Annotated in this window: 25 protein-coding genes; 14 read left to right on the top strand and 11 right to left on the bottom strand. The window is 66.9% G+C overall.

Annotated elements, in window-relative coordinates:
• Positions 1-248: 248 nt before the first annotated feature.
• Both ACIO1C_RS29795 and ACIO1C_RS29790 read right to left on the bottom strand, forming a co-directional pair.
• Positions 249-506, bottom strand: a complete 258-nt coding sequence (locus ACIO1C_RS29795; RefSeq protein ID WP_401869112.1) for a hypothetical protein — start codon at positions 504-506, stop codon at positions 249-251.
• A gap of 3 nt (positions 507-509) precedes the next feature.
• Complete coding sequence (locus ACIO1C_RS29790) at positions 510-770, bottom strand: hypothetical protein (protein WP_401869110.1); 261 nt, start codon at positions 768-770, stop codon at positions 510-512.
• Positions 771-913: 143 nt separating this feature from the next.
• Here ACIO1C_RS29790 and ACIO1C_RS29785 point away from each other — a divergent pair, with 143 nt between their 5' ends.
• The gene (locus tag ACIO1C_RS29785) at positions 914-1144 is read left to right on the top strand and encodes a GntR family transcriptional regulator (protein ID WP_401869108.1); all 231 of its coding nucleotides are present in this window, start codon (positions 914-916) and stop codon (positions 1142-1144) included.
• On the opposite strand, the gene ACIO1C_RS29780 is transcribed toward ACIO1C_RS29785, so the two are convergent.
• The 9 genes from ACIO1C_RS29780 to ACIO1C_RS29740 all read right to left on the bottom strand — a co-directional run bounded on the left by ACIO1C_RS29780 (position 1141) and on the right by ACIO1C_RS29740 (position 4285).
• Positions 1141-1278: a hypothetical protein gene (locus ACIO1C_RS29780; protein WP_401869105.1), complete on the bottom strand. Its 138-nt coding sequence runs from the start codon at positions 1276-1278 to the stop codon at positions 1141-1143. The genes ACIO1C_RS29785 and ACIO1C_RS29780 overlap by 4 nt on opposite strands.
• Positions 1279-1348: 70 nt before the next feature.
• Entirely contained in the window at positions 1349-1729 is a 381-nt protein-coding gene (locus ACIO1C_RS29775) for a hypothetical protein (protein ID WP_401869103.1), read from the bottom strand.
• Between the two features lie 179 nt (positions 1730-1908).
• Positions 1909-2094: a hypothetical protein gene (locus tag ACIO1C_RS29770; RefSeq protein WP_401869100.1), complete on the bottom strand. Its 186-nt coding sequence runs from the start codon at positions 2092-2094 to the stop codon at positions 1909-1911.
• A 185-nt stretch (positions 2095-2279) separates the two neighbouring features.
• Complete coding sequence (locus ACIO1C_RS29765; RefSeq protein WP_401869097.1) at positions 2280-2504, bottom strand: hypothetical protein; 225 nt, start codon at positions 2502-2504, stop codon at positions 2280-2282.
• 108 nt (positions 2505-2612) lie between these two features.
• Positions 2613-3050: an HNH endonuclease signature motif containing protein gene (locus tag ACIO1C_RS29760; RefSeq protein WP_401869094.1), complete on the bottom strand. Its 438-nt coding sequence runs from the start codon at positions 3048-3050 to the stop codon at positions 2613-2615.
• Between the two features lie 42 nt (positions 3051-3092).
• Positions 3093-3269: a hypothetical protein gene (locus ACIO1C_RS29755; RefSeq protein ID WP_401869092.1), complete on the bottom strand. Its 177-nt coding sequence runs from the start codon at positions 3267-3269 to the stop codon at positions 3093-3095.
• Positions 3270-3381: 112 nt separating this feature from the next.
• Positions 3382-3714 carry a hypothetical protein gene (locus ACIO1C_RS29750; protein WP_401869089.1) on the bottom strand — a complete coding sequence of 111 codons (333 nt, stop codon included), beginning with the start codon at positions 3712-3714 and terminating at the stop codon, positions 3382-3384.
• Positions 3715-3797: 83 nt separating this feature from the next.
• Complete coding sequence (locus tag ACIO1C_RS29745) at positions 3798-4013, bottom strand: hypothetical protein (protein ID WP_401869088.1); 216 nt, start codon at positions 4011-4013, stop codon at positions 3798-3800.
• A gap of 92 nt (positions 4014-4105) precedes the next feature.
• On the bottom strand, positions 4106-4285 hold the full coding sequence (locus ACIO1C_RS29740; protein ID WP_401869085.1) for a hypothetical protein: 180 nt from the start codon (positions 4283-4285) through the stop codon (positions 4106-4108).
• Positions 4286-6116: 1831 nt separating this feature from the next.
• Here ACIO1C_RS29740 and ACIO1C_RS29735 point away from each other — a divergent pair.
• The 13 genes from ACIO1C_RS29735 (at position 6117) to ACIO1C_RS29675 (ending at position 20900) form a co-directional block, all read left to right on the top strand.
• Positions 6117-6299, top strand: coding sequence for a hypothetical protein (locus ACIO1C_RS29735; protein WP_401869083.1), 183 nt, complete (start codon positions 6117-6119; stop codon positions 6297-6299).
• A 358-nt stretch (positions 6300-6657) separates the two neighbouring features.
• Positions 6658-8586, top strand: a complete 1929-nt coding sequence (locus tag ACIO1C_RS29730; protein ID WP_401869080.1) for a hypothetical protein — start codon at positions 6658-6660, stop codon at positions 8584-8586.
• Entirely contained in the window at positions 8576-8746 is a 171-nt protein-coding gene (locus ACIO1C_RS29725) for a hypothetical protein (protein WP_401869077.1), read from the top strand. The genes ACIO1C_RS29730 and ACIO1C_RS29725 overlap by 11 nt, the downstream gene beginning before the upstream one ends.
• Complete coding sequence (locus ACIO1C_RS29720; protein ID WP_401869074.1) at positions 8746-9567, top strand: peptidoglycan-binding protein; 822 nt, start codon at positions 8746-8748, stop codon at positions 9565-9567. The genes ACIO1C_RS29725 and ACIO1C_RS29720 overlap by 1 nt, the downstream gene beginning before the upstream one ends.
• Before the next feature lie 40 nt (positions 9568-9607).
• On the top strand, positions 9608-11413 hold the full coding sequence (locus tag ACIO1C_RS29715) for a hypothetical protein (RefSeq protein ID WP_401869071.1): 1806 nt from the start codon (positions 9608-9610) through the stop codon (positions 11411-11413).
• Entirely contained in the window at positions 11410-11625 is a 216-nt protein-coding gene (locus tag ACIO1C_RS29710) for a hypothetical protein (RefSeq protein ID WP_401869069.1), read from the top strand. The genes ACIO1C_RS29715 and ACIO1C_RS29710 overlap by 4 nt, the downstream gene beginning before the upstream one ends.
• Entirely contained in the window at positions 11622-11855 is a 234-nt protein-coding gene (locus tag ACIO1C_RS29705; RefSeq protein WP_401869066.1) for a hypothetical protein, read from the top strand. The genes ACIO1C_RS29710 and ACIO1C_RS29705 overlap by 4 nt, the downstream gene beginning before the upstream one ends.
• A 110-nt stretch (positions 11856-11965) precedes the next feature.
• A complete protein-coding gene (locus ACIO1C_RS29700) occupies positions 11966-12355 on the top strand; it encodes a hypothetical protein (protein WP_401869063.1) in 390 nt (129 codons plus the stop codon).
• 2 nt (positions 12356-12357) lie between these two features.
• Positions 12358-12534: a hypothetical protein gene (locus tag ACIO1C_RS29695; protein WP_401869061.1), complete on the top strand. Its 177-nt coding sequence runs from the start codon at positions 12358-12360 to the stop codon at positions 12532-12534.
• A complete protein-coding gene (locus tag ACIO1C_RS29690) occupies positions 12534-17462 on the top strand; it encodes a hypothetical protein (protein ID WP_401869059.1) in 4929 nt (1642 codons plus the stop codon). The genes ACIO1C_RS29695 and ACIO1C_RS29690 overlap by 1 nt, the downstream gene beginning before the upstream one ends.
• Positions 17462-18331: a hypothetical protein gene (locus ACIO1C_RS29685; protein ID WP_401869056.1), complete on the top strand. Its 870-nt coding sequence runs from the start codon at positions 17462-17464 to the stop codon at positions 18329-18331. The genes ACIO1C_RS29690 and ACIO1C_RS29685 overlap by 1 nt, the downstream gene beginning before the upstream one ends.
• Positions 18331-19626, top strand: coding sequence for a C40 family peptidase (locus ACIO1C_RS29680; protein WP_401869053.1), 1296 nt, complete (start codon positions 18331-18333; stop codon positions 19624-19626). Before ACIO1C_RS29685 ends, ACIO1C_RS29680 begins: the two co-directional genes overlap by 1 nt.
• Positions 19626-20900 carry a transglycosylase SLT domain-containing protein gene (locus ACIO1C_RS29675; protein ID WP_401869052.1) on the top strand — a complete coding sequence of 425 codons (1275 nt, stop codon included), beginning with the start codon at positions 19626-19628 and terminating at the stop codon, positions 20898-20900. The genes ACIO1C_RS29680 and ACIO1C_RS29675 overlap by 1 nt, the downstream gene beginning before the upstream one ends.
• The last annotated feature ends 1 nt before the right edge of the window (position 20901 follow it).

The following is a 20901-nucleotide window of genomic DNA, read 5'->3' as shown; positions in this document are numbered from 1 at the left end:
AACCCCAGCGTGCGCGCTGATAGGGCAGCTCCAGCACGGTCCTGTCCGTCTCGGCGGTGGCGCCCGCCGTTCCGGACCCAGGGAGGCTTCAAGAGGGGCACTCCCAACCCTCGTGAACAGCGGGGAGTCGAACCCCTGAGGCATGACCTCGCGCGGCCTACTGAGCCGCGTACCGGCGAGAACCGACCGGTCTGCTGTCCATGGCGGAGCCCCCACCGCGTGGCAGGGGCTCCGGGTCGTACGTGGTACTAGACGATGTTCGCGGGATGGCGGGCTTCGACCGTCGGCACGGCGCCCCATGTGCGGTAGCAGTGCTTCAACCACGCGGTGGCCTGCTTGAGCGCCCGCTCGCCCTCAGGGGCGTGAACGTCCCCGTTCGGGACGGCCCAGCGGAGCGGACGGACCGTTCCGTCCTCCTCCGTGATCGCGCACTCCGCGAAGAGCGTGCGATCGTAGATCACCCACCAGGACCGCGTGATATCGAAGCTGATCTTGTAGCGCAGCATCGCTCAGCCCTCCCTGGTGACGATGAGCGTGCTCGGCACGCCCTTCACCCAGAAGGGGCAGCGGTACTCGCCGGCAGCCGCGAGGGCGGCCTCCACCGCCCCGTCCTGGAAGTCCCTGTTCGCCTGTGCGGCGCTCATGGCGACCCCGTCGGGGTCCTGCGCCAGCAACCCCGTCACGGCCTCGGCCGAGGCGGCCTGGACCTCTCTCATGCCGCCCTGCGCCAGTACGGCGCCGTCGAGCGTGACCTTGTACTTGTACGTCATGGCTTCCTCTCCGTGGATCCATGTGTACGGACATCATGGCGCGCGATCCCTGGCGCTGTCAGCCGCGTGCCCGATCCAGGCGTGCCAGGCATGCTAGGCGTTCTAATCTCGCCTGACGCGCCAATCGCGCCTAGGTTCCCTGCGTGATCATCTTCGTCCACGACGTCCCGCGCTGGATCCAGGTAGCCGAAGAGCTGCGTAAACGCATCTCCGACGGCACCTACGCGCCCGGCACTCGTGTGCCGTCCGTGATCCAGCTGGGGGCCGAGTTCGGGATCGCCCAGGCGACCGGGCAGAAGGTGCTGCGCGCCCTCCGCGCGGAGGGCTTGATCTACACCATCCCGGGCTTAGGGAGCTTCGTCTCCGAGGACTAGGCGTCCTCGCCGAACCAGACACGGCGGACGTCCTCACGGACCTCCTGACGGCCTCTCTCGCCGTCCTCCCGCTCCTGCTGCGTGCGCTTCGTGCTGGCCGCTCTCATCGGCCGCTGGACGCGTTCCTGCTTCACCTTGGCTCCCTCTCCTTGGCCCCCAGCCCGCCCGGACTCACGTCACGGGCGAGTAGGGGGAGTTCATGAGTCACGCGCCGTCCGACGGGACGGCCAGACGCGTCGTGATCAGGGCGCGCCAGAGGGTGTTGAGCGTGTCGTAAGCGGCGTTCTGGGCGTCTAGGACAACGTCCGAGTCCTTGGTGTCGTCCAGTCCGTACGCCTCCGGCGTATCGGCGCTCTCCGCGTTGAAGCCATGCAGGACGTACGTGCCATCGTCGCCGGACGTCAGGTCCAACTGCTTCATGCCGGTGCGGAAGTCGCTCCTCCCGCTGAGCTGCGCGGTCACACAGACCGCGCCGTTCGCGATGTCGAGCACGTCCAGGTCGACCTCGCGCTCCCATCCGGGGCGCTTCTCGTCCAGCAGGGCGGCGCCCTTGGCGACGCGTGCCGCGTAATCGATCTCGTTCATTGACTTCCTCTCCAAGGAGTCGGTGATCGGACGGCCCCGTGCCGTCAAGAACCGCGCGCTACAACGACGGAGAGGTAATCGGAGCGCGCGGCACTTCAAGACAGGGGGTGAAGGGGCGGGCCCTCCCGCCAGGGGATAGCGGGAGGGCCCTGGTAGCCCGGCGGGGGAACCGGGCTGGTCTATCCGGGGAGCCAGTCCAGGCGAGGCTTGAACGGCTCCGTGCCGAGGGCGTTGCCCTCGCGTTTGGTGAGGTACTTCACGCTGTAGATCGCGGCCTCCCCGCTGTTGCGGGGCACCTCGCGCTCACTCGCGGAAACGTAGAGCCAGCGGCGTGGGAGACGCTGGCGCAGCTCGTCAAGGTCCACGGGCTACCGCCCCGCGATCTCTTCGGCGGACACAAGGTAGCTACGCCCTGTCGAGTCCAAGCGCACGTAACCGAGGCGCCCGCCGTTGGTGACGGCAAGCAGCGTCCCTCGCACGTGAACGCCAAGGGTGGGCCAGATCGTCTCCACCCGGGCGCCGGGCTTAAGCAGCAGAACCTTCACGCCGCTCACCGTCCCGCGATCTCGAACGCGGAGAACAGGCGTCCGGCCCTGCGGCCGGCGACCCACACGATCACGAGCGGCTGGCCCTTGCGGTCCTCCCCGTCCCACACGTTGACCGTGGCGTGCGACCGCTTCGCGTGGTGCATGTCCTCGCGGAGGGTCTCCTCCGAAATGACGCGGTTGAACCGCCAGGATCGCTCCCGGATGACTGGATCGATGATGCTGAGCATGATGCTCGCCCCTCTCCATGGGCATGGTCACTCCGAGTGATCAAGCTCGGGGCGTGGTCCGCTGCGGAACCAAAAGAGCAGCCGTACAAGACGGCTGCTCGATGGCTCTTACAGAAGAGCCTTACGCGCTCGCGCCCGATGGGCGTGAACGGCAAGCAGTGCGCAAGTGCGGCAAAGCCGCGTGCCGTTGGGCCGGAGGCGCGTGTTCTCGGGCGTGAACTCATGACCGCGCTTGCAGTGGGTCTGGGCGCGCTTGACCGCCCCGGCAAGGCCACGTCGCACGTTCTCGCGGTTGGTCACCGCTTCTAGATGAAGCGGCGCCACACAGTGCCGCACGCGGCACAGGTGATCCAGCTGGAGTCCAGCGGGAATCTCGCCATAGGCGAGTACGTACGAGACGCGGTGAGCGGCTGCGTGATGCGCGCCGATCCTGATCCGTCCGTAGCCTTTGGTGGTGGTGGACGCAGTCCACAGCATGCAGCCCTCCCGGTCGGGGAGGGCCACCTTGGACCAGAAGCGACGTTCGTCGCTCTCTGTGAGTTTCAAGCGGTGCCGTCCTCTCGTACGGGCACCCGATGGCGCTACAGGTCAGTAAAGCGACGTGAGCGCCCACACGCTGAGCGTGCGGTACTCGCCGGTCACGGCGTTGCGCAGCATGTAGCGCTCACCCTGGACGGCGCGCATCAGGCGCCAGGTGCGGGGCGTCTTGTCGCCCGGGGCGGTACACATGCGTCCGACGTTGTTGAAGCGGTCAACAGTGAACATGATCTCCCTCTCCAAGAGATCACGGTCCGACTGATCCTCGGACCGTGCTTCCAGCCGTAGAAGCAAGGGGGCGCACCCCTCTCCGAGGTGCGCCCGATGCTCCGGCGGTTGGTCAGTGGCCCGGGAAGCGGCAGTAGGAGCTGCACTGGCCGAGGCGGTGCGCCTCGGCAGCGGCAGCGGTGTCGCGCAGGTAGTTCGCCGGCAGGACGGTCAGCAGGGGCTCGGCCCCCTTGGCGACGCCCTCCGGAACTCGGTCCGTCACGGCGTAGGCCGTGACGACCAAGCACCCGTGGCCGAGGTAGTCCTCGCCGATGAAACGCGAAGGCCACACGGTCTGTGCGAGGTAGCTGCTGTCCGCCGCGTTGCGAGCGTGGACGAGCATTCCGTCCGTGAGTTCATGCACACGAACGGCCGTGCGGGCCGTCCGGAAGTTGCGCTGCTCCATGATCAGTTCCTCTCCAAGGCTGATCAAGCCGCCCGGGGATCAAGCCGGGCGGCCGGGTGACTTGCCCATCAAGCGGGTCGTACTCAGATGCCGTGCGTGTCGCCCTCTTCGGGGTCGTCGTCCGCATGGGCGAGCAGCCACTCCTTGGCGACCTCGGGGGCGCCCAGGGCGGTGAGCATGGACGCCATCGCGTCCACCTCGGAGCACGTCATGCTGGGCGCGGTGTCCCGCGCCGTGACCTCGTCCCCGAACGCGTCGATGAACGCGGTCCGGGACTCTTCGCTGATCTCGTGCGACATGTGATCCCTCTCTCGAATCACGCTTCGCGCTCTGCAAAGCCAAGGGGGCGCGCGGCTCTCTCTTTCCGCGCACCCGATGGCTCGACAGTCGCTCAGGCGACGTCAGCGATGAACTGGGCCCATCCGCCCTCGTAGTGGTTGTTCGTGCCCTGGACGATGTCTTCGTCCGTCCAGTCGTCATCGCCGTTGGCGAAGGCGTCCTTCACCCAGTAGCGAGCCTCCGCAAGCTGCTCGGGAGTGGCCGTGCTCATGTCGATGCTCTTGCGCTTCATGTGATCCCTCTCCAGTGATCAGACGACTCATCAAGCGAGCAGGGAGATCAAGCCCTGCCCACATGACGAGTGACGGGCCGCACATGGTCATCGCGTCACTTCGTGATCGATGACCTGCGCTACAACCCCACGCACCTCAGTGCGTTGCGCTGTAGCACTCTGCGAGCCCCTGACGCGGTTTTGACGCGCTGCCAGGACCCCGTTGAAGGGGCGGCGCCGGTATGGCGGCCGGCGCGCCGTACCCCGCAGGAGACGGCCCGTCAATGTCTTGTGGTGTTGCCGCGCCCCACTTGAAGGGGCGCGTTGTACTGCGACGTCCTATCGCTGCGCCGGTCAACGTGGGGGTAACCCACTCGGGAACGCGCTCTCAGTGCCTTGCACTCACCCGCCTGACGCCTCGAAGCGCCTACGGGTGGACGTTGCGTATGTGCAGTACGCAGGGGCCGCATTGGCTTCTGGCGTGATCAGTGGAGCGTCTCCGTGCGGAGACTCCGAGCCACTGATGCCCATCCCTGCTGTCCTGTTGTTGGTCATGTGAACGAGTAGTGAAGACTGGCTCGTTCTTGCCCTGCGTATCGTCCAAGTTCTTCCCGTTTCGGGGTTCCCCTTGGCGATGACCTAAGACTGCACTGTGCCAAAGCTCTTTGGCAAGAGGGTCGGGAAGACTTCTTCATGATTCTTTTGAACCAGCGCTCTGAACTGCGCTTATGAGGGTTGCCTTAGCGGGGGCGACTTTCTGAACCGGATTCACTTTGAAAGCTGCTTTGGCCTTGAGCGCAAGATCCACGGTCGTGGGCGAGACGTGAAGACACGCAAGGGCGCGATCCGGTCACACCCCGTGTGAACGGGTGCTGACCAGGGGGAACGCGAGTCCTGATGCACGGTCATGGGCGGGCCCGCAAGGGCGCTGGCAGGGCGCACAGGCGCCCTGTGGGGGCACTTGGGCTCGAAGGGGCGCGGGTCGTACGGCGCGAGGCCGTACGCGGGCACACAGGAGCGCCGGGCCTGACGGCCGGCGGAAGCGTGCGGCGTAGCAGAGGAGTGTCCTCACGCGCGCGTACGCGCGAGCTGACGGCCGCAGGCCGTCGGCTGTGCCCCTCGGGGGCACTGCTCCCCCCTTCCGACGCACGCCCCCGGAGGGGGCTGTCGGTACGACGGATCGGCGTGAGCAGGAGCAGGACCCTGTCCTGCGACATGCGAGCGCAGCTGTGGCCACATGGTGGCCACCCACGCTCATGCGCACGTCGGTGCGCATGCGTGAGCGGATGACCGAAGGTCATCAGCATGTGTGTGCACGTGAGTGCACACAGCTGTACGCGTGAGCTGTGTGTGCGGAGCACACACGCATGCGTGCGCACATGGTGCGCAGCGGATGGCCGTAGGCCATCAGCTATGTGTGAGCCGAAGGCTCACCGCTACGCATGGGGGCAGCACCGCATCGGGAGATGCGGGGTTGTCCGCCTCGCTTCATCGAGCGAGGCACCCTTTCCGCGCGCTTGCGCGCGCGCTCTCTTGCGTGCTGGGCCCTTTGGGCCCCGCTTTGTCCCCTTTGACCCCCCGGTGTTAAACCGGGGTGCCTCGCTCGATCGATGGTGCAACCCCATCGATCGCTGCTAAAGCCCCTAGCGTGTGAGCGGGTTTCAGACCCGCTCCGCAACGCGAAAAGACCCGGTCTTGGGGACCGGGTCTTGAGCGTTCGTACGGAGCGGCCTGACGGCCGCTCAGCTGTGCCGACATTCAACATACGGGTGTCAAGCCCCTGAGTCAAGATCCGGAAGCGGAGCACCCCTCCGCTTTGCCACCGGTACTACCTGTCGTACCCTCCCCGGCCATGGCGACCAGACTCAAGACCCCCGACACCCCCGCACCTCTGGTGAAGTTCACGGTGTACATGTACCCGATGCAGCGTCAAACCCTGCGTGAGCAGGCAGCTCGTCGCGGAATGGCGATGTCGGAGTACATCAAGTTCTTGATCGACAAGGACCAGCGGGGCTTCCTGGAGCAGGGATCATGAGGGCGCGCTACTCCGGCTGGTGCCGGGTTTGCCGCGAACGGATAGCGCCCGGCGAGGAAATCGCCGTCGCCAAGGGCGAGGAGGGCTGGGCACATTGTGACTGTCCCGTTACCTTGGGGCTCTCTGCGGCGCGATCTCCCGCGCTTCATCCGGCCCGCACGGGATTCACTGGCGGCCGCCGTCGCGGCCACACCCGGGGCATCCGCAAGATGACCTGAGCGCGCAGCGCCGCTTTCGCAGGGACCCCCGTTCTGCGGGGGTTCTCCGCGTTTCTACGGCCGTTCACCGGCCTGAATGCCCGGATGTACCCTCCGCTTCCGCGCGGCCCCCCAAGGGGCCCCCAGGCGGGGAGGCGGAGATGGTCAAGCTGATCCAGGGCGACCTTCCGCCCCTCAAGCCCCGCGACAGGCGCTCCTCGACGCTCTCCTCGAAGGAGAAGAAGGACACCATCCTCGCGACCGTCCGTATGGGCGGGAAGATTGTCGACGGGTGCCGTCAAGCCGGCGTCTCGGTCAAGTCGCACGAGTACTACCGCAAGACGGACCCGGACTACCGGGACCTGATGGACCGTGCGCTCCAGGCGCAGATCGAGGGCGCGGAGGCGAACCGCAAGGAGGTCCCCGACTTCCCGGAGTTCTGCGAGAAGTACCTGGGCACGCGGCTCTTCGCGCACCACCTCCAGTGGTACGACCTGCTGGAGGGGCGACCGCCCCGCGACCTTCACCAGCGCCAGCGGTTCATCCAGGGCGATCCGGACACGGTCCTGATCAACACGCCCCCGGAGCACGCGAAGAGCACGACCGTCACCGTCAACTACGTGACGTGGCGGATCGTTCAGGACCCGTCCATCCGCATCCTGCTCGTCTCCAAGACGCAGAGCTTGGCCTCGAAGTTCCTCTTCTCGATCAAGCAGCGTCTCGCCGAGGGCAAGGCATACGCAGACTTGCAGAGGGACTTCGGCCCGCCGGGCGGGTGGAGCGAGGGCAGCTCCACGTGGACGAGCACGCAGATCCGCGTGGCCGGAGTGGACTCCGGCGAGAAGGACTACACGGTGGAGGCCGTCGGCATCGGCGGCCAGATCTACGGCACGCGTACCGACCTGGTCATCATGGACGACTGCGTGGACAACACGAACCACCAGCAGTTCGAGAGCCAGATCGACTGGATCCAGAACATCGTGGGATCCCGCGTGGCCGACGTCGGCGGTCGGATGCTCCTCGTGGGCACGCGCATGGCGACCGCCGATCTCTACTCGGAGATCCTCAAGCCGATCTACTACTCCGAGGGCGTGAGCCCGTGGACGTACCTGACCCAGCCGGCCGTCCTGGAGTTCGCGGACGACCCGAAGGACTGGGTCACGCTCTGGCCGAGGACGAACCGCCCGCCGGTCACCATCGCGGCGCGGAAGCTCGTCTCTCCGGACGAGAACGGCCTGTGGCCCATGTGGCCCGGCCCCTCGCTCGCGAAGAAGCGCCGAGGCATGTCGCCCCGGAACTGGTCCATGGTCTACATGCAGGACCAGGTTGCCGATGACGCCGTCTTCCGCCAGGAGGACGTGCAGGGCTGCGTGGACCGCGCTCGGTACCCGGGCCGTATGTACGACGGCCAGTCGGACCACCGCAAGTTCGGGATGGACGGGCTGCTCGTCATCGCCGGGCTGGACCCGGCCGCAGCGGGCTACACCGCGATGGTGGTCGTCGGGCTGGACCGTCGTACGGGCCAGCGCTGGGTCCTTGAGGTCGTCAACCGCCAGGCCCAGCCGCCGCACGAGATGCGCGCGGAGATGGAGCGCCTGACCGAGCGGTACGGCATCTCCGAGTGGCGCGTGGAGAAGAACGCGTATCAGGCGTCGATCGTCCAGGACCAGCTGATCCGCACGTACATGACCGCCCGCGGCACGCTGCTCAGCGCGCATCAGACGGACAGCAAGAAGTGGGACACGGACTTCGGCGTCGCGAGCATGGCCAACCTCTTCGAGGGCTGGGCCAAGGGCAACAACCTGATCCGCCTGCCGTCCCCTTCGCAGTCCGAGGGCGTACGCGCCCTCATCGAGCAGCTGGTGAGCTGGTTCCCCGCGACCAAGGGTCTGACGGACACGGTCATGGCCTGGTGGTTTGTGGAGATCCGCTGCCGGGAGCTGATGTTCACCGACTTCAACGGCTGGCACACGAGCAACAGCGAGTTCACCTCCGAGCGCGACGCCTCGGGCCAGATGGTCATCGACGTGGACTTCGCCCTGCAACAGCAAGGCGCCGGAGCCTGGGACGGGAGCATGAGTGGCTGGTGAGACGTTCACCGCCGTAACTGCCGAGGTGGCCTTGGGGGCCGCCGCGCGACTGCTCCGCAACGCGGAGCTGGAGACGAACCTGGCCCTGATGGAGCGCATCGAGGCGCTGGCGGACTCGTGGGTGAGCATCGCTCGCCTGCTCATAGAGAGGGACAGCTGATGGTCGATCTTTGGATGCCCGGCGCAATCAAGCGCGCCGTGGGCAACACCGCGCCGATGAACGGCGGCCCGGCCCGAGTCACACACCACGCCACCTCGAACGCCAAGGACTGGACCTTCAAGAACGAGTCGGCCTACTTCGCCGCAGGCGGCCAGGGCGTAGCGCCCCACCTCGTGGTCGATCCGTTCACTGGACAGATCGCGCAGTACTTCCCCGCGACCTCGCGCGCGCTCGCGCTCAAAAACGCCGACGGCGAGCAGACCAACCGAACCGGCAGGTACAACATCCAGATCGAGTGGGTTTTCACGGCCAACGAGATTGTCAGCGGCAAGAAGTACGCAAACCTCAAGAACACGCCCATGAAGGGCTGGCCCGAGGTGCGCGCGTGGCTCAAGTCCCTCGGCATCGCCGAGGGTTTTCCTGGCGGTACGCCTACGTCGTGGAGCCGAGACACCGTTTCGCTCGACATGTGGCGTAAGAGCGGTGGGCATTACACCCACTCTCAGGTTCCGGGCAACGATCACGTCGACTTGCCGATGCCCTCCGAGGTGGCTCTGTTCGGCAAAGCGAGCTACGAGCCCTTCCCCGGTGCCGGTTGGTTTGCGGTGGGCCGCAAGAGCCCGATCGTCGCAGCGATGCACGACCGCTTGGTGGCGGTCGGGTGCGGCAAGTACGCGTCGTCGTCCAACAAGGACGTCATCGGCTCGGGTGACGTGGCGTCGTACGAGGCGTGGCAGAAGAAGTGCGGCTACTCGGGCGCCGCTGCGAAGTGGCCGCCCGGTAAGACCACGTGGGACCTGCTCAGGGTCCCGAACGCATAGCGAACGATCAGGTCGTACCCTGCGCCCTCAGGAGGTGGTCATGGCGGACATATCAGTAGTGACCCGGCGAGTTGAGGCCCTGCGCCGTGACGCGTCCGAGCGCGACTCGCGGCACCAGACGGTCTTCGACGCCCGAGCCCAGAAGCTCGACAACATCATGCCGGGCTCGATGCCGGACGCGTGGCCGCGTCCCATCACCGCGAACGCGATCGACACCGCCGCGCGGCAGCTGAGCGAGAATCTCGCGGCGCTGCCCAGCATCAACTGCGCCTCCGGCGTGATGACGACCGAGAAGAACAAGAAGTTCGTCGGCCGTAAAACCAAGATCGCGTACTCGTACGTGCTGGACTCGAAGCTCAAGTCCAAGATGCCCACCGGCTGCGACTGGTATCTGACCTACGGCGCGATGCCGATCGTCGTGGAGCCCGACTTCGTCCACGGCCGCCCGCGCCTGCGCATCGACAACCCGATGAAGCACTACGCGCAGTACGACCTGAGCGGCAACGTCATCTCGTACACGAAAGTCTGGCGCGAGACTGCGCGCCAGCTCGCCGCGAAGTTCCCGGAGCACGCCGACACGATCATCGGCGGCGACCAGCCGTACGGGCGCCAGGCCTCCGGTGACACCGAGCTGGAGCTGGTGAAGTACTGCGACAAGGACGCGTACTTCCTCTACATGCCCGAGCGTCAGAACCACGTTCTGATGGAGACGGAGAACCGTCTCGGCAAGTGCCCCGTCGCCATCGCGCAGAAGCCGACCTGGGACGACCAGGAACGCGGCCAGTTCGATGATGTGATCTGGCCGAGCCTCGCTCGTAACCGCATGGCGATGTTGGGCCTCCAGGCCACACAGCAGACCGTACGGGCGCCCCTGGCGATTCCGACCGACGTGCAGCGCATCCCCATGGGGGATGACGCGGTGATCCGCACGAACTCGCCGGAGAAGATCCGCCGCGTGGGTACGGACATGCCGCAGGCGGCATGGCAGCAGGAAGCCATGCTCGCGCAGGAGGTGCGCGACGGTACGCGCACGCCGGCGAGCGCCACTGGCCAGGTGGACGCCTCGATCATCACGGGCCGCGGCGTGGACGCCCTAAACGGCGGCTATGACATCCAGATCGCCACGGGCCAGCTGATGATCGGCACGGCGCTTGAGCAAGCGCTGGAGATCGCGTTCGAGATGGACGAGAAGTTCTGGCCCGACGCCAAGAAGTCCGTCTCCGGCGTCATCAACGGGACGCCCTTCGAGGAGTCGTACACGCCCTCGAAGGACATCAAGGGCAACTACAAGGTCTCGGTGTCGTACGGCTTCGCGTCGGGGATGAACCCGAACCAGGCCCTCGTGTTCCTGCTCCAGCTTCGCGGCGACCAACTAGTGCCGCGTGACTTCGTGCAGCGTCAGCTGCCCATGGACGTCGATGTCGCCCAACTCCAGGCGCAGGTGGACATCGAGCAGGTGGAGGACGCCCTCAAGCAGGGCATCTTCGCCCTGCTTGCCAACGCGCCGATGATGGCGCAGCAGGGCATGGACGCCTCGAAGACGCTCCAGCAGGCAGCGAAGATCATCGCGATGCGGGAGAAGGGCATGCCGATGTCCGAGGCGGTCCTCAAGGCCTTCGCGCCCGAGCCCGAGCCGGCCGCCGCGCCGGAGGACCCGATGGCCGCCCTGATGGGCGGGGGCGGCGCACCTCCCGGGATGGGCGGCGGCATGCCGCCCGGCGCAGCTCCGGGCCAGGCCCAGATGGGGCCGGGCGGACAGCCCGACCTGATGAGCATGCTGGCCGGTTTGACCTCCAGCGGGAAGCCGTCCATGTCCACATCCGTCAAGCGTGAGGTACCGGTATGAGCTGCCAGAAGTGCGGCCGGGAAGACGGCCACTGGGTCGGGTGCGAGGCCGCCTCAGGCGGCACGCAACCCCCCGGCGTGCCGCCTGAGGCGGCCGAGAAGGACGGTTGCGAGCACGGTAAGTGCTCCAACGCCAAGCGCCCCGCGCAGGGCAAGGGGCCGAAGCCCAAGTACTGCGACGACCACAGCACCCCCAAGAGCAGGAAGGCGTGACCATGTCCGAAGGATTCGCTGGCGACCCGTTCCACGAGGGCGGCTCGCAGCCGCTCGACAGCCTTAAGGGCGGGATGGAGCAGCCGCATACGCAGATGCCTGCCACCTCCGAGGCGATGACCAACCCGCGCAGCGCCGGTACGGACAACGTCGGCCAGACGTGGAATTCCACCTCGCTCGGCGCCAGCGCCGGGACCACGGGCAGCAACGACAAGAACAAGGCCCACTGAACTACTAGCTACCTACTAGTAGCTCCCGGATCAGTAGTTACGGAGGAGCGATGGCGTCTGGTGGGTACCGCCAGCCCAGCAACCCGGCGCCCGTCAGCGGCCCGGGAGCGATGAGCAAGAGGACGGACGGTGGGCCCGGTCAGCCCGTACGGACCCCGTCGGGCGGCGCGTACGGCGAGCGCAAGGAGCTGGACCAGCTCCAGCAGGGGGCGCCCCTCTCGTCCTCGCCCGGCGGTGACGCGGCCTCCGGGCCGCCCGTAGATCCGACGGCAGGTCTGATCGGCCTGGGCGAGCCGTCGCAGATGCCCGACGTCCCGGTGACGTCCGGCGCCGCCGCAGGCGCGGGGCCGGGCATGGAGGCCCTCGGCCTCCCGAACCAGCCGGACGAGGACATGCGCCGCTTGGTGCAGTACCTCCCCGTGCTGGAGCACATGGCCAACGTTCCCGGGTCGTCCAAGGCGGCCCGGAACCTGGTCCGAGCCGTGAAGGGTCAGGCGTAGCCATGGAGTGGTTTCAAGCGCTCGGGCACATGTCCCGTCTGCTGCCCGACGCGCCTGGGCTCGCCTTCGACTTCGCCCTGAACGGGGCGAACCCCGACGCGGTCGGTTACGGGCTGGCGTACGGCCTTCAGTCCACCGCCACGCCCATCGACGTGTATCCGCCCGAGGGGGCGGTCTGATGGGCCTTGGTGACTTCCTGTCGGACATGGTGGACGGCGCGGCCAACGCCGCGAACACCGTCGACCGGTACATCAACCCGCTCCACCGCGAGGCGGAGTGGAAGGACGGCACTGCCAAGGAGGACAAGAGCCGCAACGCGCCGCTGACCAGCGTCGTAGCGGATCCGATTACGAACAGCCTTGAGCGCACCATGGCCGGGCTGAACTGGGTCTACTCCAACGGAATTTCGCAGCCGATCAGCTCGTACCTCATCAACACCGGGTCGGACCAGGGGGACATCTTCTCCGCGAGCGCCTGGGCGAAGTCCTGGCATGTGGCCGAGCACGTCTCCCCGGGCCAGGCCCTCAGCCTGGGCGTCAAGGACATGGCGAAGGAGGGGGTTACGGCCAGTCCGGACAGCTCCGGGAACATGGATCAGACGGTTCGATCCCCCCTCGCATACGCGAAGCCTGCGCTGAGCAGTCTTCCACCCGGCTTCAACGACCTCCCCGAAGACGAGCAGCAAGCGCTCCTCAAGGACGCGGGCATGCCCGCCATCGGGAACGCGTACGTGGAGAAATTGCGCGCGGACTCAGACTTCTTCAACTACTCGTCCGGAGCGGTCGACTTCGCAGCCCGCTGGTGGCTGGACCCGACGATCCTCGGCGGCAAGGCCGCCGGCGCCGCGCGCGAAGCGACGGTGGTCAAGACCCGCCCGAAGGAGGGCTGGTCCGGCCCGGACATCGACAGGCTGATGGCTGACAGCGCCATGACCAAGGCGCAGCGGTTCCTGTGGGAGAACAAGGACAACCCGGCGCTGGTCAACAACCTGACCATGTTCCAGAAGAGCGCCCTTGGCCCCCGCGCCGGCGGGATCATTTCGACGCTCCGCAGCCCGGAAGAGGTCTCCCTCTTCCTGCGCACGTCGCTGGGCGACGTGAACGCCCGAGGCCTCCTCCAGGAGCGGAACAGTGTGGCCGCGCAGCGGCTGGAGAAGGACACGGGGCGCCTGAGCGAGCTGGACCTCGCGCTCCCGCGCGTGATCGCGCACGAGAACCCCGCCGCCGAGGCGCTGGTCCAGGCGCAGCGCGACAAGCTGACGCAGCAGATCAACGCGGACGAGCTGCTGACGACGCGGTACAAGGGGATGCTCGCCCACTACGGCGAGCTGGACGCGATCAACCTGACGCGCTGGAGCTTCGACCGCGCGCAGCGGCGCACCGCCGCCGCAGCCGAGTTCCGTACGGGTCCCGCCCGTGGCGGGGCCACCAGTTCCCGCCCGATCGCGGCCATCAGCCGCGTGAACTCGGACGACTTCTTCGGCAACCCGCTCACGATGGTGCGCTCCTTCAAGGAGGCGCACCCGAACGGGACGATCCAGCTGGACGACATCCATCCGGACTCGGTCGCGGAGCTGCGCTCCCAGATCGCCCGCATCCCGGCCATCGGGCCGGACATTCGCCAAGACCTGCTGAACCGGTACTTGAAGACGACCACGGAGGGCGAGCGGCTCGACCTCCTGGACGAAGTCGGCAACCTGGGCGTCAATCAGGTGGCGCGCAAGCACGGCTTCACCGGCGACGAAGCCGCCGCGATCTACGACGAGTACCGCAGCGCACTGACCGGCGGACAGGAGAGCCTGCGCCGGTACAGCGCCGGGTCGTTCCCTGGAGAGGCCGTCCACCTAGATGAGTTCATGGGGCACGGCGGCAAGCTGACGGTGCACCCGAACCTCGTGACCCGCCTCGCCAACGATCACGTCCTGATCGACCTCAAGGCGCTGGACACCACGCTCGCGCGCCACGGCAGCGCCATCAAGGCGCTGCGCACCAAGAGCGGCAGCGCGAAGGACTGGATGGTCGACGGCGTCGACTACATGAACCACCTGTGGAAGTTCGGCGCGCTTTTCCGCCTTGGCTACATCCCGCGCGTGCTCGGTGACGACATCGCCGGGCAGATAGCCCGGGTCGGCACCGCCGCCATGGCCATGCGTACGGGCATGGGCGTGAAGAACCTCGCCACCAACCTGGCCCAGTGGAAGACTGCCTCCGCGCGCGAGGCCCAGGAGGCTTCGCTCCGCGAGGGTCTGCGCTACGCGGACGACGAGCTGGCGGCACTGGCGCCGCAGGTGGACCTGATGCGCGTCAAGGTCGACACGCGGGAGATGCTCCAGAAGGACGCCATCAGGCGCTCCAGGGACCGCGTCCGCACGGCGCAGAACCGGGCCAACGCCCTGGACCCGGCGACTACGTCGCCCGTCGTGCTGAGCGCCCACCAGGCGCTCATCGCGAAGCACCAGGGCCTCCTGTCCCGTAACGAGAGCGCCATGACAACTCGCCTCGCCGGCCCCAAGGCCAGGCTGACCGAGCTGGAGGAGCAGCTGGCGTTCCTGCGTGTCAGCCGAGACGACGCCTTCCGCGAGGCGGAGGAAGCGTCCCTGCGCAAGGCGCGCGGGTTCGGACAGGCGAGCCAGCTCCACCGCGAGGTGAAGGCTGGCGGCGGCATCGTCCTGCCGCCCGCCTTCGGCGGCGCCAAGGGCGAGTACTACCAGAAGATGATCTCCTCGGACGACTCGCTGAGGAACCTCTTCGCGACGAACAAGAAGATGGTCCACGGCAACCTGATGCGGTCCTTCTCGCACTCGGGGAAGTCGATGTCGTACCCGCAGGGCGCGCGAGAGTTCGTGGAGTCCTGGCACGGCGCGGTGAACAACCAGATCATGCAGGACGCCCTGGCGCTCCAGGCAGTCAAGGGCGCGTCCATCGAGGACATGACGCACTGGCTGGGCCGCACGCCCGCAGGCCGGGCGTACCGCAAGCGCCTGGGCCTCAAGTACACGTCGAACGACCGCATCGCGACCAGCGTGTTCCACGACGTCCAGGCGTACCTTCCGGACCCGATGGTCCGTGAGGCCGCGCTCGCGGGGAAGGCGGACATCCCCTTCCTGACCGAGGCCGCCAAGCAGGGACGGCACCCCTTCGAGGTGCACACGACCTCTCTGGGCGAGAACCTCGCCGGCTCGAACGTCATGTCCAAGGGCATGGACCGCGTCATCGACAAGTGGTTCAAGGTCGTGGCGTCCATGCCCGCTGATCGAATGAGCCGGCACCCGCTTTTCAACCAGCTCTACGAGGGGCACGCGAAGACCCTGGTCAACCAGGAGTTGAAGCAGGGCCAGAAGGTCACACAGGCGCATGCGGACCAGATCGCGGAGACGGCTCGCCGTCTCGCTCTCAAGGACACGCGGAAGCTGGTCTTCGACATCGCGCACCGCTCCGACGCGGGGCACATGCTGCGCTTCGTGAGCCCGTTCTTTTCGGCCACGACCGAGGCGTGGCAGCGCTGGTCCAGGATCATCGCGGACCGCCCTCAGGTGGTGGGCTATGCGGGCAATTTCTTCAACGCCCCGGCCAGCATGGGCTGGATGCAGGACGCCGACGGCAACAAGATCGGCCTGGACGGCACGGCCATCGATCCCGTGACGGGCAAGAAGCGGCTCGTCCCCAAGGGCGAGCGCTACATCATGGCGCGCGTCCCGAGGTTCATCGCCGACGGCCCCGTCGGCAAGGCGATGGGCATGAACCGCGACGGTGGGATGCTCATCAGCCAGGACAGCATGAACATCATCACGCAGGGTGACCCCTGGTTCAACCCGGGCGTCGGTCCGGTGGTAAGCATCCCCGTGAACGAGTTCGTCAAGGACAAGCCCTCCCAGGGCGAGCTGGCCAGGAAGCTGGGCATCCTGCCCTTCGGCCCCACCGCCGGCTCACCACTCTTCGGGAACACGCCGCTGGGGCGCGCGAGCGACCTCGCGCTCCCGGCCACGGTCAAGAACTTCCTGACGTCGTTCGACACGACGGACGAGCGCTACCAGCGCGTGAAGCTCCAGATCATGCAGAAGGCCGCGTACGAGCACGCGAACCTCGGCAAGCCGATGCCGTCGTCCCGCGAGATCGCGGACATGACGCGGGACTACTGGCTCAAGAGCGCGGTCTGGTCCTTCACCCAGCCGGCCGCCACGCAGCGCCCCGACGAGTATCAGTTTTACCGGGACCAGTACAACAACCTGCGGCGCAAGGACCCGCTCACGGCGGACGAGCAGTTCCTCTCCCGCTTCGGGGAGTCGTACTTCATCTTTGCCCAGGCCACCAGCAAGAACAAGGTCGGCGCCGAGGCCACGAAGGCGGCCGTCGAGCTGTCCAAGAAGTACGAGCAGCAGCTCGCGGCCAACCCCGAGCTGGGCGCGCTCATCATCGGACCCGAGGGATCCGGGCCGTTCAGCCCGGAGGCGTACACGTACCAACTGACGCACCCGCTCGTTCCGGGCGGGAGCGAGATGCAGCGCATGAAGCTGAGCGCCGAGGACGCCATGAACGAGAACCAGCGGCGCCTTGGGTGGGCAAAGTTCACCAAGATGCAGAACGCCGTGACGGCGCAGCTGCACGGTGCCGGCTTCGCGTCCTTCTCGGACAAGGGCGCTGAGCAGTTCGCCGCGCAGCGCGGCGCCATCGCAAAGCTGTACGGAGACCCGCTCCTGCCCGACGGATCGGACAATCCGTACTATAACGAGCAGTGGAGCGCGGACTTCAACACCTTCGACCCGAAGAAGTACGACCGACTCGTCCCTGCGCTGACCAGCGTGGCGTTCTCCGACATCGCGGAGAACCCGAATCGCGGCGACCTGCGGTCGCTCCAGACGTACCTGCAAGGCCGCCAGGAGGCCCTCGCGGAGCTGGCCCGGCGCAAGGCCGCCGGGGGCGCCGGGACGCTCAAGGCGCAGTCGAACACGGACCTCGCGTCCACGTGGTCCCGCTTCGTGGATGACCTGCGCGAGAAGAACACCGCCTTCGGGGACCTGCACAGCAGGTACCTGAGCCGCGACCTCGGAGTGGACGTCGAGACGCTCGCCGCCGAGCTGGACGACATGAGCAGTGAGGAGATGCCGTAGTGGTGATTCAGGCGCCCAAGCCCCCGGGCGGCGGCGAAGCCGCGATCCTGGGGCAGTTCGCCCAGGGCACTCCCACGTCCGGCGATGCCGGGCGCGTGTACATGGGCCGCGTGCCCCTGACCAACGCCACGGACGAGCGCGCCGGCCGCGCCGGCCGCGCGCAGTCGGATCTGTGGGTCACGACGGACGAAGCGCTCAACGACTTCTACGGCTGGAACTCCAAGCGCCAGCGCGACTTCCTCGCGCAGGGCGTCGTCTCCGGACAGCTCGCCCTGGGCGACGGCCCGATGGAGGCCGGGAAGCTGTGGGCCAAGCTCGTCAAGGAGGCCTCCTTGTACGGGAAGGCCGGGCAGAAGGTCAGCCCCTTCGACCTGTTGGGGTCGTACGTGGACGCCGCTGGCGGCTCCGGGAAGTCCGCCTGGACTTCGATGGGCGCCTTCCAGGTCAACACCGTGACCGGCGAGAAGCGGTACATGGGGCCGGGCAAGTACCTGGGCAACGGCAAGGCGCAGCAGACCGACACCAGGACGGACCTAACGGACCCTGACACGGCGAAGGCGATCGCGACCAAGCTGTTCCAGGACTTGATGGGCCGCGACCCTGGACAGGGCGAGCTGGGGGCTTTCGCCACGGCGCTCTCCAGCGCCGAAGCGGCGAACCCCATCACGCAGACGACCACGACCGAGTACAACATGGACACCGGCCAGGCGCTGTCCTCGGACACGGCGTCGTCCGGCGGCGTGAGCGCCGAGGGCAAGGCGTACCTCGGTCAGCAGCAGATCAAGAAGAAGAAGGAGTACGGCGCGGTCCAGGCCGCGACGACGTACCAGAACGCCTTTGACTCCTTGATCTACGGGGCTCCCGAGTAATGGCCACCGGAGAGCAGATCGTTGAGTTGGCCCGGACGTACCTGGGCCTTGCCTACGTGTGGGGTGGCGAGACACCCTCGGGCTTTGACTGCTCGGGTCTGGTGGAGTACGTCTTCGGGAAGAACGGCATCGAGGTTCCGCGCGTCTCGTACGACCAGATCAACGTGGGCCAGAGCGTGCAGCCCAACAAGCTCAGGGCCGGTGACCTGGTCTTCTTCGACACGGACAAGAAGAAGAGCGGCCCGGACCACGTCGGCATCTACATCGGGGGCGGGAAGTTCATCCACGCCCCGAAGACGGGCGACGTGGTCAAGATCTCGTCTCTGTCCGAGGGCTATTACATGGACCGCTGGATGGGTGGACGCAGGGTTCCCGGCGTGTCCACCAGTGCTACCAGCGCGGCCCTGGACGGCCCGGCGGAAGAGGTCGCACCGCACCTCGACGCCACGGAGCTGGCGGAGACGTACGGCATGTCGTACGCGTTCTTCAAGAGCCAGCCCGAGCTGTGGAAGAAGCTCAACTCGGCCGTGGAGGGCCAGTGGTCGCCCGCGAAGTTCCAGGCCGAGGTGAAGAACACGAAGTGGTGGAAGACCAACTCCAGCACTGCCCGTCAGGCGCAGCTCCTGGAGAAGAGCGACCCCGCCACGTACAAGGCGACCATGGAGGGCGCCCGCGCGCAGGCGCAGGCGATGGCCGTCCAGGCCGGCGCCATCCTCTCCGCGAAGAACGTCGAGAAGCTCGCGAAGAACATGGTCACGCTCGGCTGGGAGCAGGCTCAGGTGCAGAACTTCCTGGGCCAGTACATCAAGTTCGGTGCGGACAAGACCATGGGCGGCATCGCCGGTCAGGCAGCCAAGGAGATCCGCAAGCAGGCGTACGACATGGGCGTTTCGGTGACGGACCAGAGCATCCTGAACAACGCGCAGTACCTCGTGCGCGGACTTACGACCATGGAGAAGGTCACCGGCTCCATGCGCGCGCAGGCGGCCGGGCTGTACCCGGCCTTCGCCGACCAGATCAAGGCGGGTGCCAGCGTCCAGGACTTGGCGAGTCCGTACGTACAGGTACTCGCCGGGGAGCTGGGCCTCCCGGCCACGGACGTGGACGCGTTCTCGCCGAAGATCAAGGCGGCGATCAACAGGGTTGGTCCGGACGGCAAGCCGTCTCCGCTCTCGCTGACGGACTTCGTGCAGCAGGTGCGTAGCGATCCCGCCTGGCGCAAGACGCCGACAGCGGGCAACCAGGCCCTGACGATCGGCCGTCAGGTGCTTGCGGACATGGGATTGGCGAGCTGATGGCATCCCTGATGAGCATCCTCCAGCAGGCGGGCTTCAAGGGCGCTGGGCTTCAGATGGCCTACGCCATTGCCATGGCGGAGTCCGGAGGTAACGCCAAGGCCCACAACGGCAACGCCGGTACCGGCGACAACTCGTACGGCCTCTTCCAGATCAACATGCTTGGCGCGATGGGCCCCGAGCGGCGCAAGCAGTACGGGCTGTCCAGCAACGAGGCTCTGTACGACGCGCTGACCAACGCCAAGGTCGCGTACAAGATGTCCAAGGGCGGTACGAGCTGGGGCCCTTGGTCCACCTACGGCAATGGTGCGTACAAGCAGTACTACGGAGGCTCGGGCGCGACCGTCACGTCGTCCGGCTCTGGAGGAGGTACGACAACCACCATGGCGAAGCTCAGCTCCTCCGAGCTGGCCGAGCAGTACGGCCTGACATCGGCGCTGATCAACTCCTCGGGGGAGTTGAAGTCGCTCTTCAACAAGGCCGTGAGCGGGTCCTGGAGCGCCGCGCGCTTCCAGGCCAGCCTCAAGAACACCAAGTGGTGGAAGACGCAGTCCTCCTCACTTCGGAAGTACCTGACGACCAAGTACACGGACCCGGCCACCTGGAAGCAGCAGCGCGAGGCCGCAGGCGCGACCCTCAAGGCGATGGGCATCGCCGTGGGCGTGGCGCCCAGCTTCCTGGTCAAGGACGGCAAGTGGACGTCCTTGCTGAACGACGTGGTGTACAAGAAGGTCGCGCTCGGCTGGACCGACGCGCGAATCAAGGACTACCTCGGCACCAAGACGACCAGCCACGACGGGATCATGTACGGCGAGGCCGGCGAGGCCTTCGACAAGCTGCACGAGGTCGCGTACCTCAACGGCATGAAGTACTCCACGTACTACGCCACCGCCGCTCGAGCGATCGTCTCCGGCAAGAGCACGCTGGAGACCGAGGAAGCAAAGATCCGCGCCCAGGCCGCCGGGCGCTACAGCGCCTATGCCGAGCAGATCAAGGCGGGGCAGAACGTCATGGACCTCGCCGCGCCGTACATCAAGTCCGTGGCGACGATCCTGGAGTCGCCCGAGACGGACATCGACCTCTTCAACGCGCACATCGCGAAGGCGATGACCGCGAAGCCGACCGCAGGCGCGGCCCAGGGCTCGCAGATGCCGCTGTGGCAGTTCGAGAACGACCTCAGAGCGGACCCGCTCTGGAAGAAGACCAACAACAGCCGGGAAAGCATCATGACGGTGGCCCGCCAGGTCGCCCGCGATTTTGGGGTTGCGTACTGAC

The sequence above is a fragment of the Streptomyces sp. NPDC087420 genome (assembly GCF_044744165.1).
Taxonomy (GTDB): Bacteria; Actinomycetota; Actinomycetes; order Streptomycetales; family Streptomycetaceae; genus Streptomyces.
The sequence above is the reverse complement of the archived record's forward strand: the minus strand, read 5'-3'. Positions and strand labels throughout refer to the sequence as shown.

Bases quoted from the DNA above. Each gene is read 5' to 3' on its own strand.
- ACIO1C_RS29700 (WP_401869063.1), top strand. From the start codon at position 11,966: ATGAGCAAGAGGACGGACGGTGGGCCCGGTCAGCCCGTACGGACCCCG.
- ACIO1C_RS29765 (WP_401869097.1), bottom strand. From the start codon at position 2,504: ATGCTCAGCATCATCGATCCAGTCATCCGGGAGCGATCCTGGCGGTTC.
- ACIO1C_RS29790 (WP_401869110.1), bottom strand. From the start codon at position 770: ATGACGTACAAGTACAAGGTCACGCTCGACGGCGCCGTACTGGCGCAG.
- ACIO1C_RS29735 (WP_401869083.1), top strand. From the start codon at position 6,117: ATGGCGACCAGACTCAAGACCCCCGACACCCCCGCACCTCTGGTGAAG.
- ACIO1C_RS29750 (WP_401869089.1), bottom strand. From the start codon at position 3,714: ATGGAGCAGCGCAACTTCCGGACGGCCCGCACGGCCGTTCGTGTGCAT.
- ACIO1C_RS29680 (WP_401869053.1), top strand. From the start codon at position 18,331: ATGGCCACCGGAGAGCAGATCGTTGAGTTGGCCCGGACGTACCTGGGC.
- ACIO1C_RS29690 (WP_401869059.1), top strand. From the start codon at position 12,534: ATGGGCCTTGGTGACTTCCTGTCGGACATGGTGGACGGCGCGGCCAAC.
- ACIO1C_RS29675 (WP_401869052.1), top strand. From the start codon at position 19,626: ATGGCATCCCTGATGAGCATCCTCCAGCAGGCGGGCTTCAAGGGCGCT.
- ACIO1C_RS29710 (WP_401869069.1), top strand. From the start codon at position 11,410: ATGAGCTGCCAGAAGTGCGGCCGGGAAGACGGCCACTGGGTCGGGTGC.
- ACIO1C_RS29755 (WP_401869092.1), bottom strand. From the start codon at position 3,269: ATGTTCACTGTTGACCGCTTCAACAACGTCGGACGCATGTGTACCGCC.
- ACIO1C_RS29730 (WP_401869080.1), top strand. From the start codon at position 6,658: ATGGTCAAGCTGATCCAGGGCGACCTTCCGCCCCTCAAGCCCCGCGAC.
- ACIO1C_RS29740 (WP_401869085.1), bottom strand. From the start codon at position 4,285: ATGAAGCGCAAGAGCATCGACATGAGCACGGCCACTCCCGAGCAGCTT.
- ACIO1C_RS29795 (WP_401869112.1), bottom strand. From the start codon at position 506: ATGCTGCGCTACAAGATCAGCTTCGATATCACGCGGTCCTGGTGGGTG.
- ACIO1C_RS29775 (WP_401869103.1), bottom strand. From the start codon at position 1,729: ATGAACGAGATCGATTACGCGGCACGCGTCGCCAAGGGCGCCGCCCTG.
- ACIO1C_RS29695 (WP_401869061.1), top strand. From the start codon at position 12,358: ATGGAGTGGTTTCAAGCGCTCGGGCACATGTCCCGTCTGCTGCCCGAC.
- ACIO1C_RS29715 (WP_401869071.1), top strand. From the start codon at position 9,608: ATGGCGGACATATCAGTAGTGACCCGGCGAGTTGAGGCCCTGCGCCGT.
- ACIO1C_RS29720 (WP_401869074.1), top strand. From the start codon at position 8,746: ATGGTCGATCTTTGGATGCCCGGCGCAATCAAGCGCGCCGTGGGCAAC.
- ACIO1C_RS29745 (WP_401869088.1), bottom strand. From the start codon at position 4,013: ATGTCGCACGAGATCAGCGAAGAGTCCCGGACCGCGTTCATCGACGCG.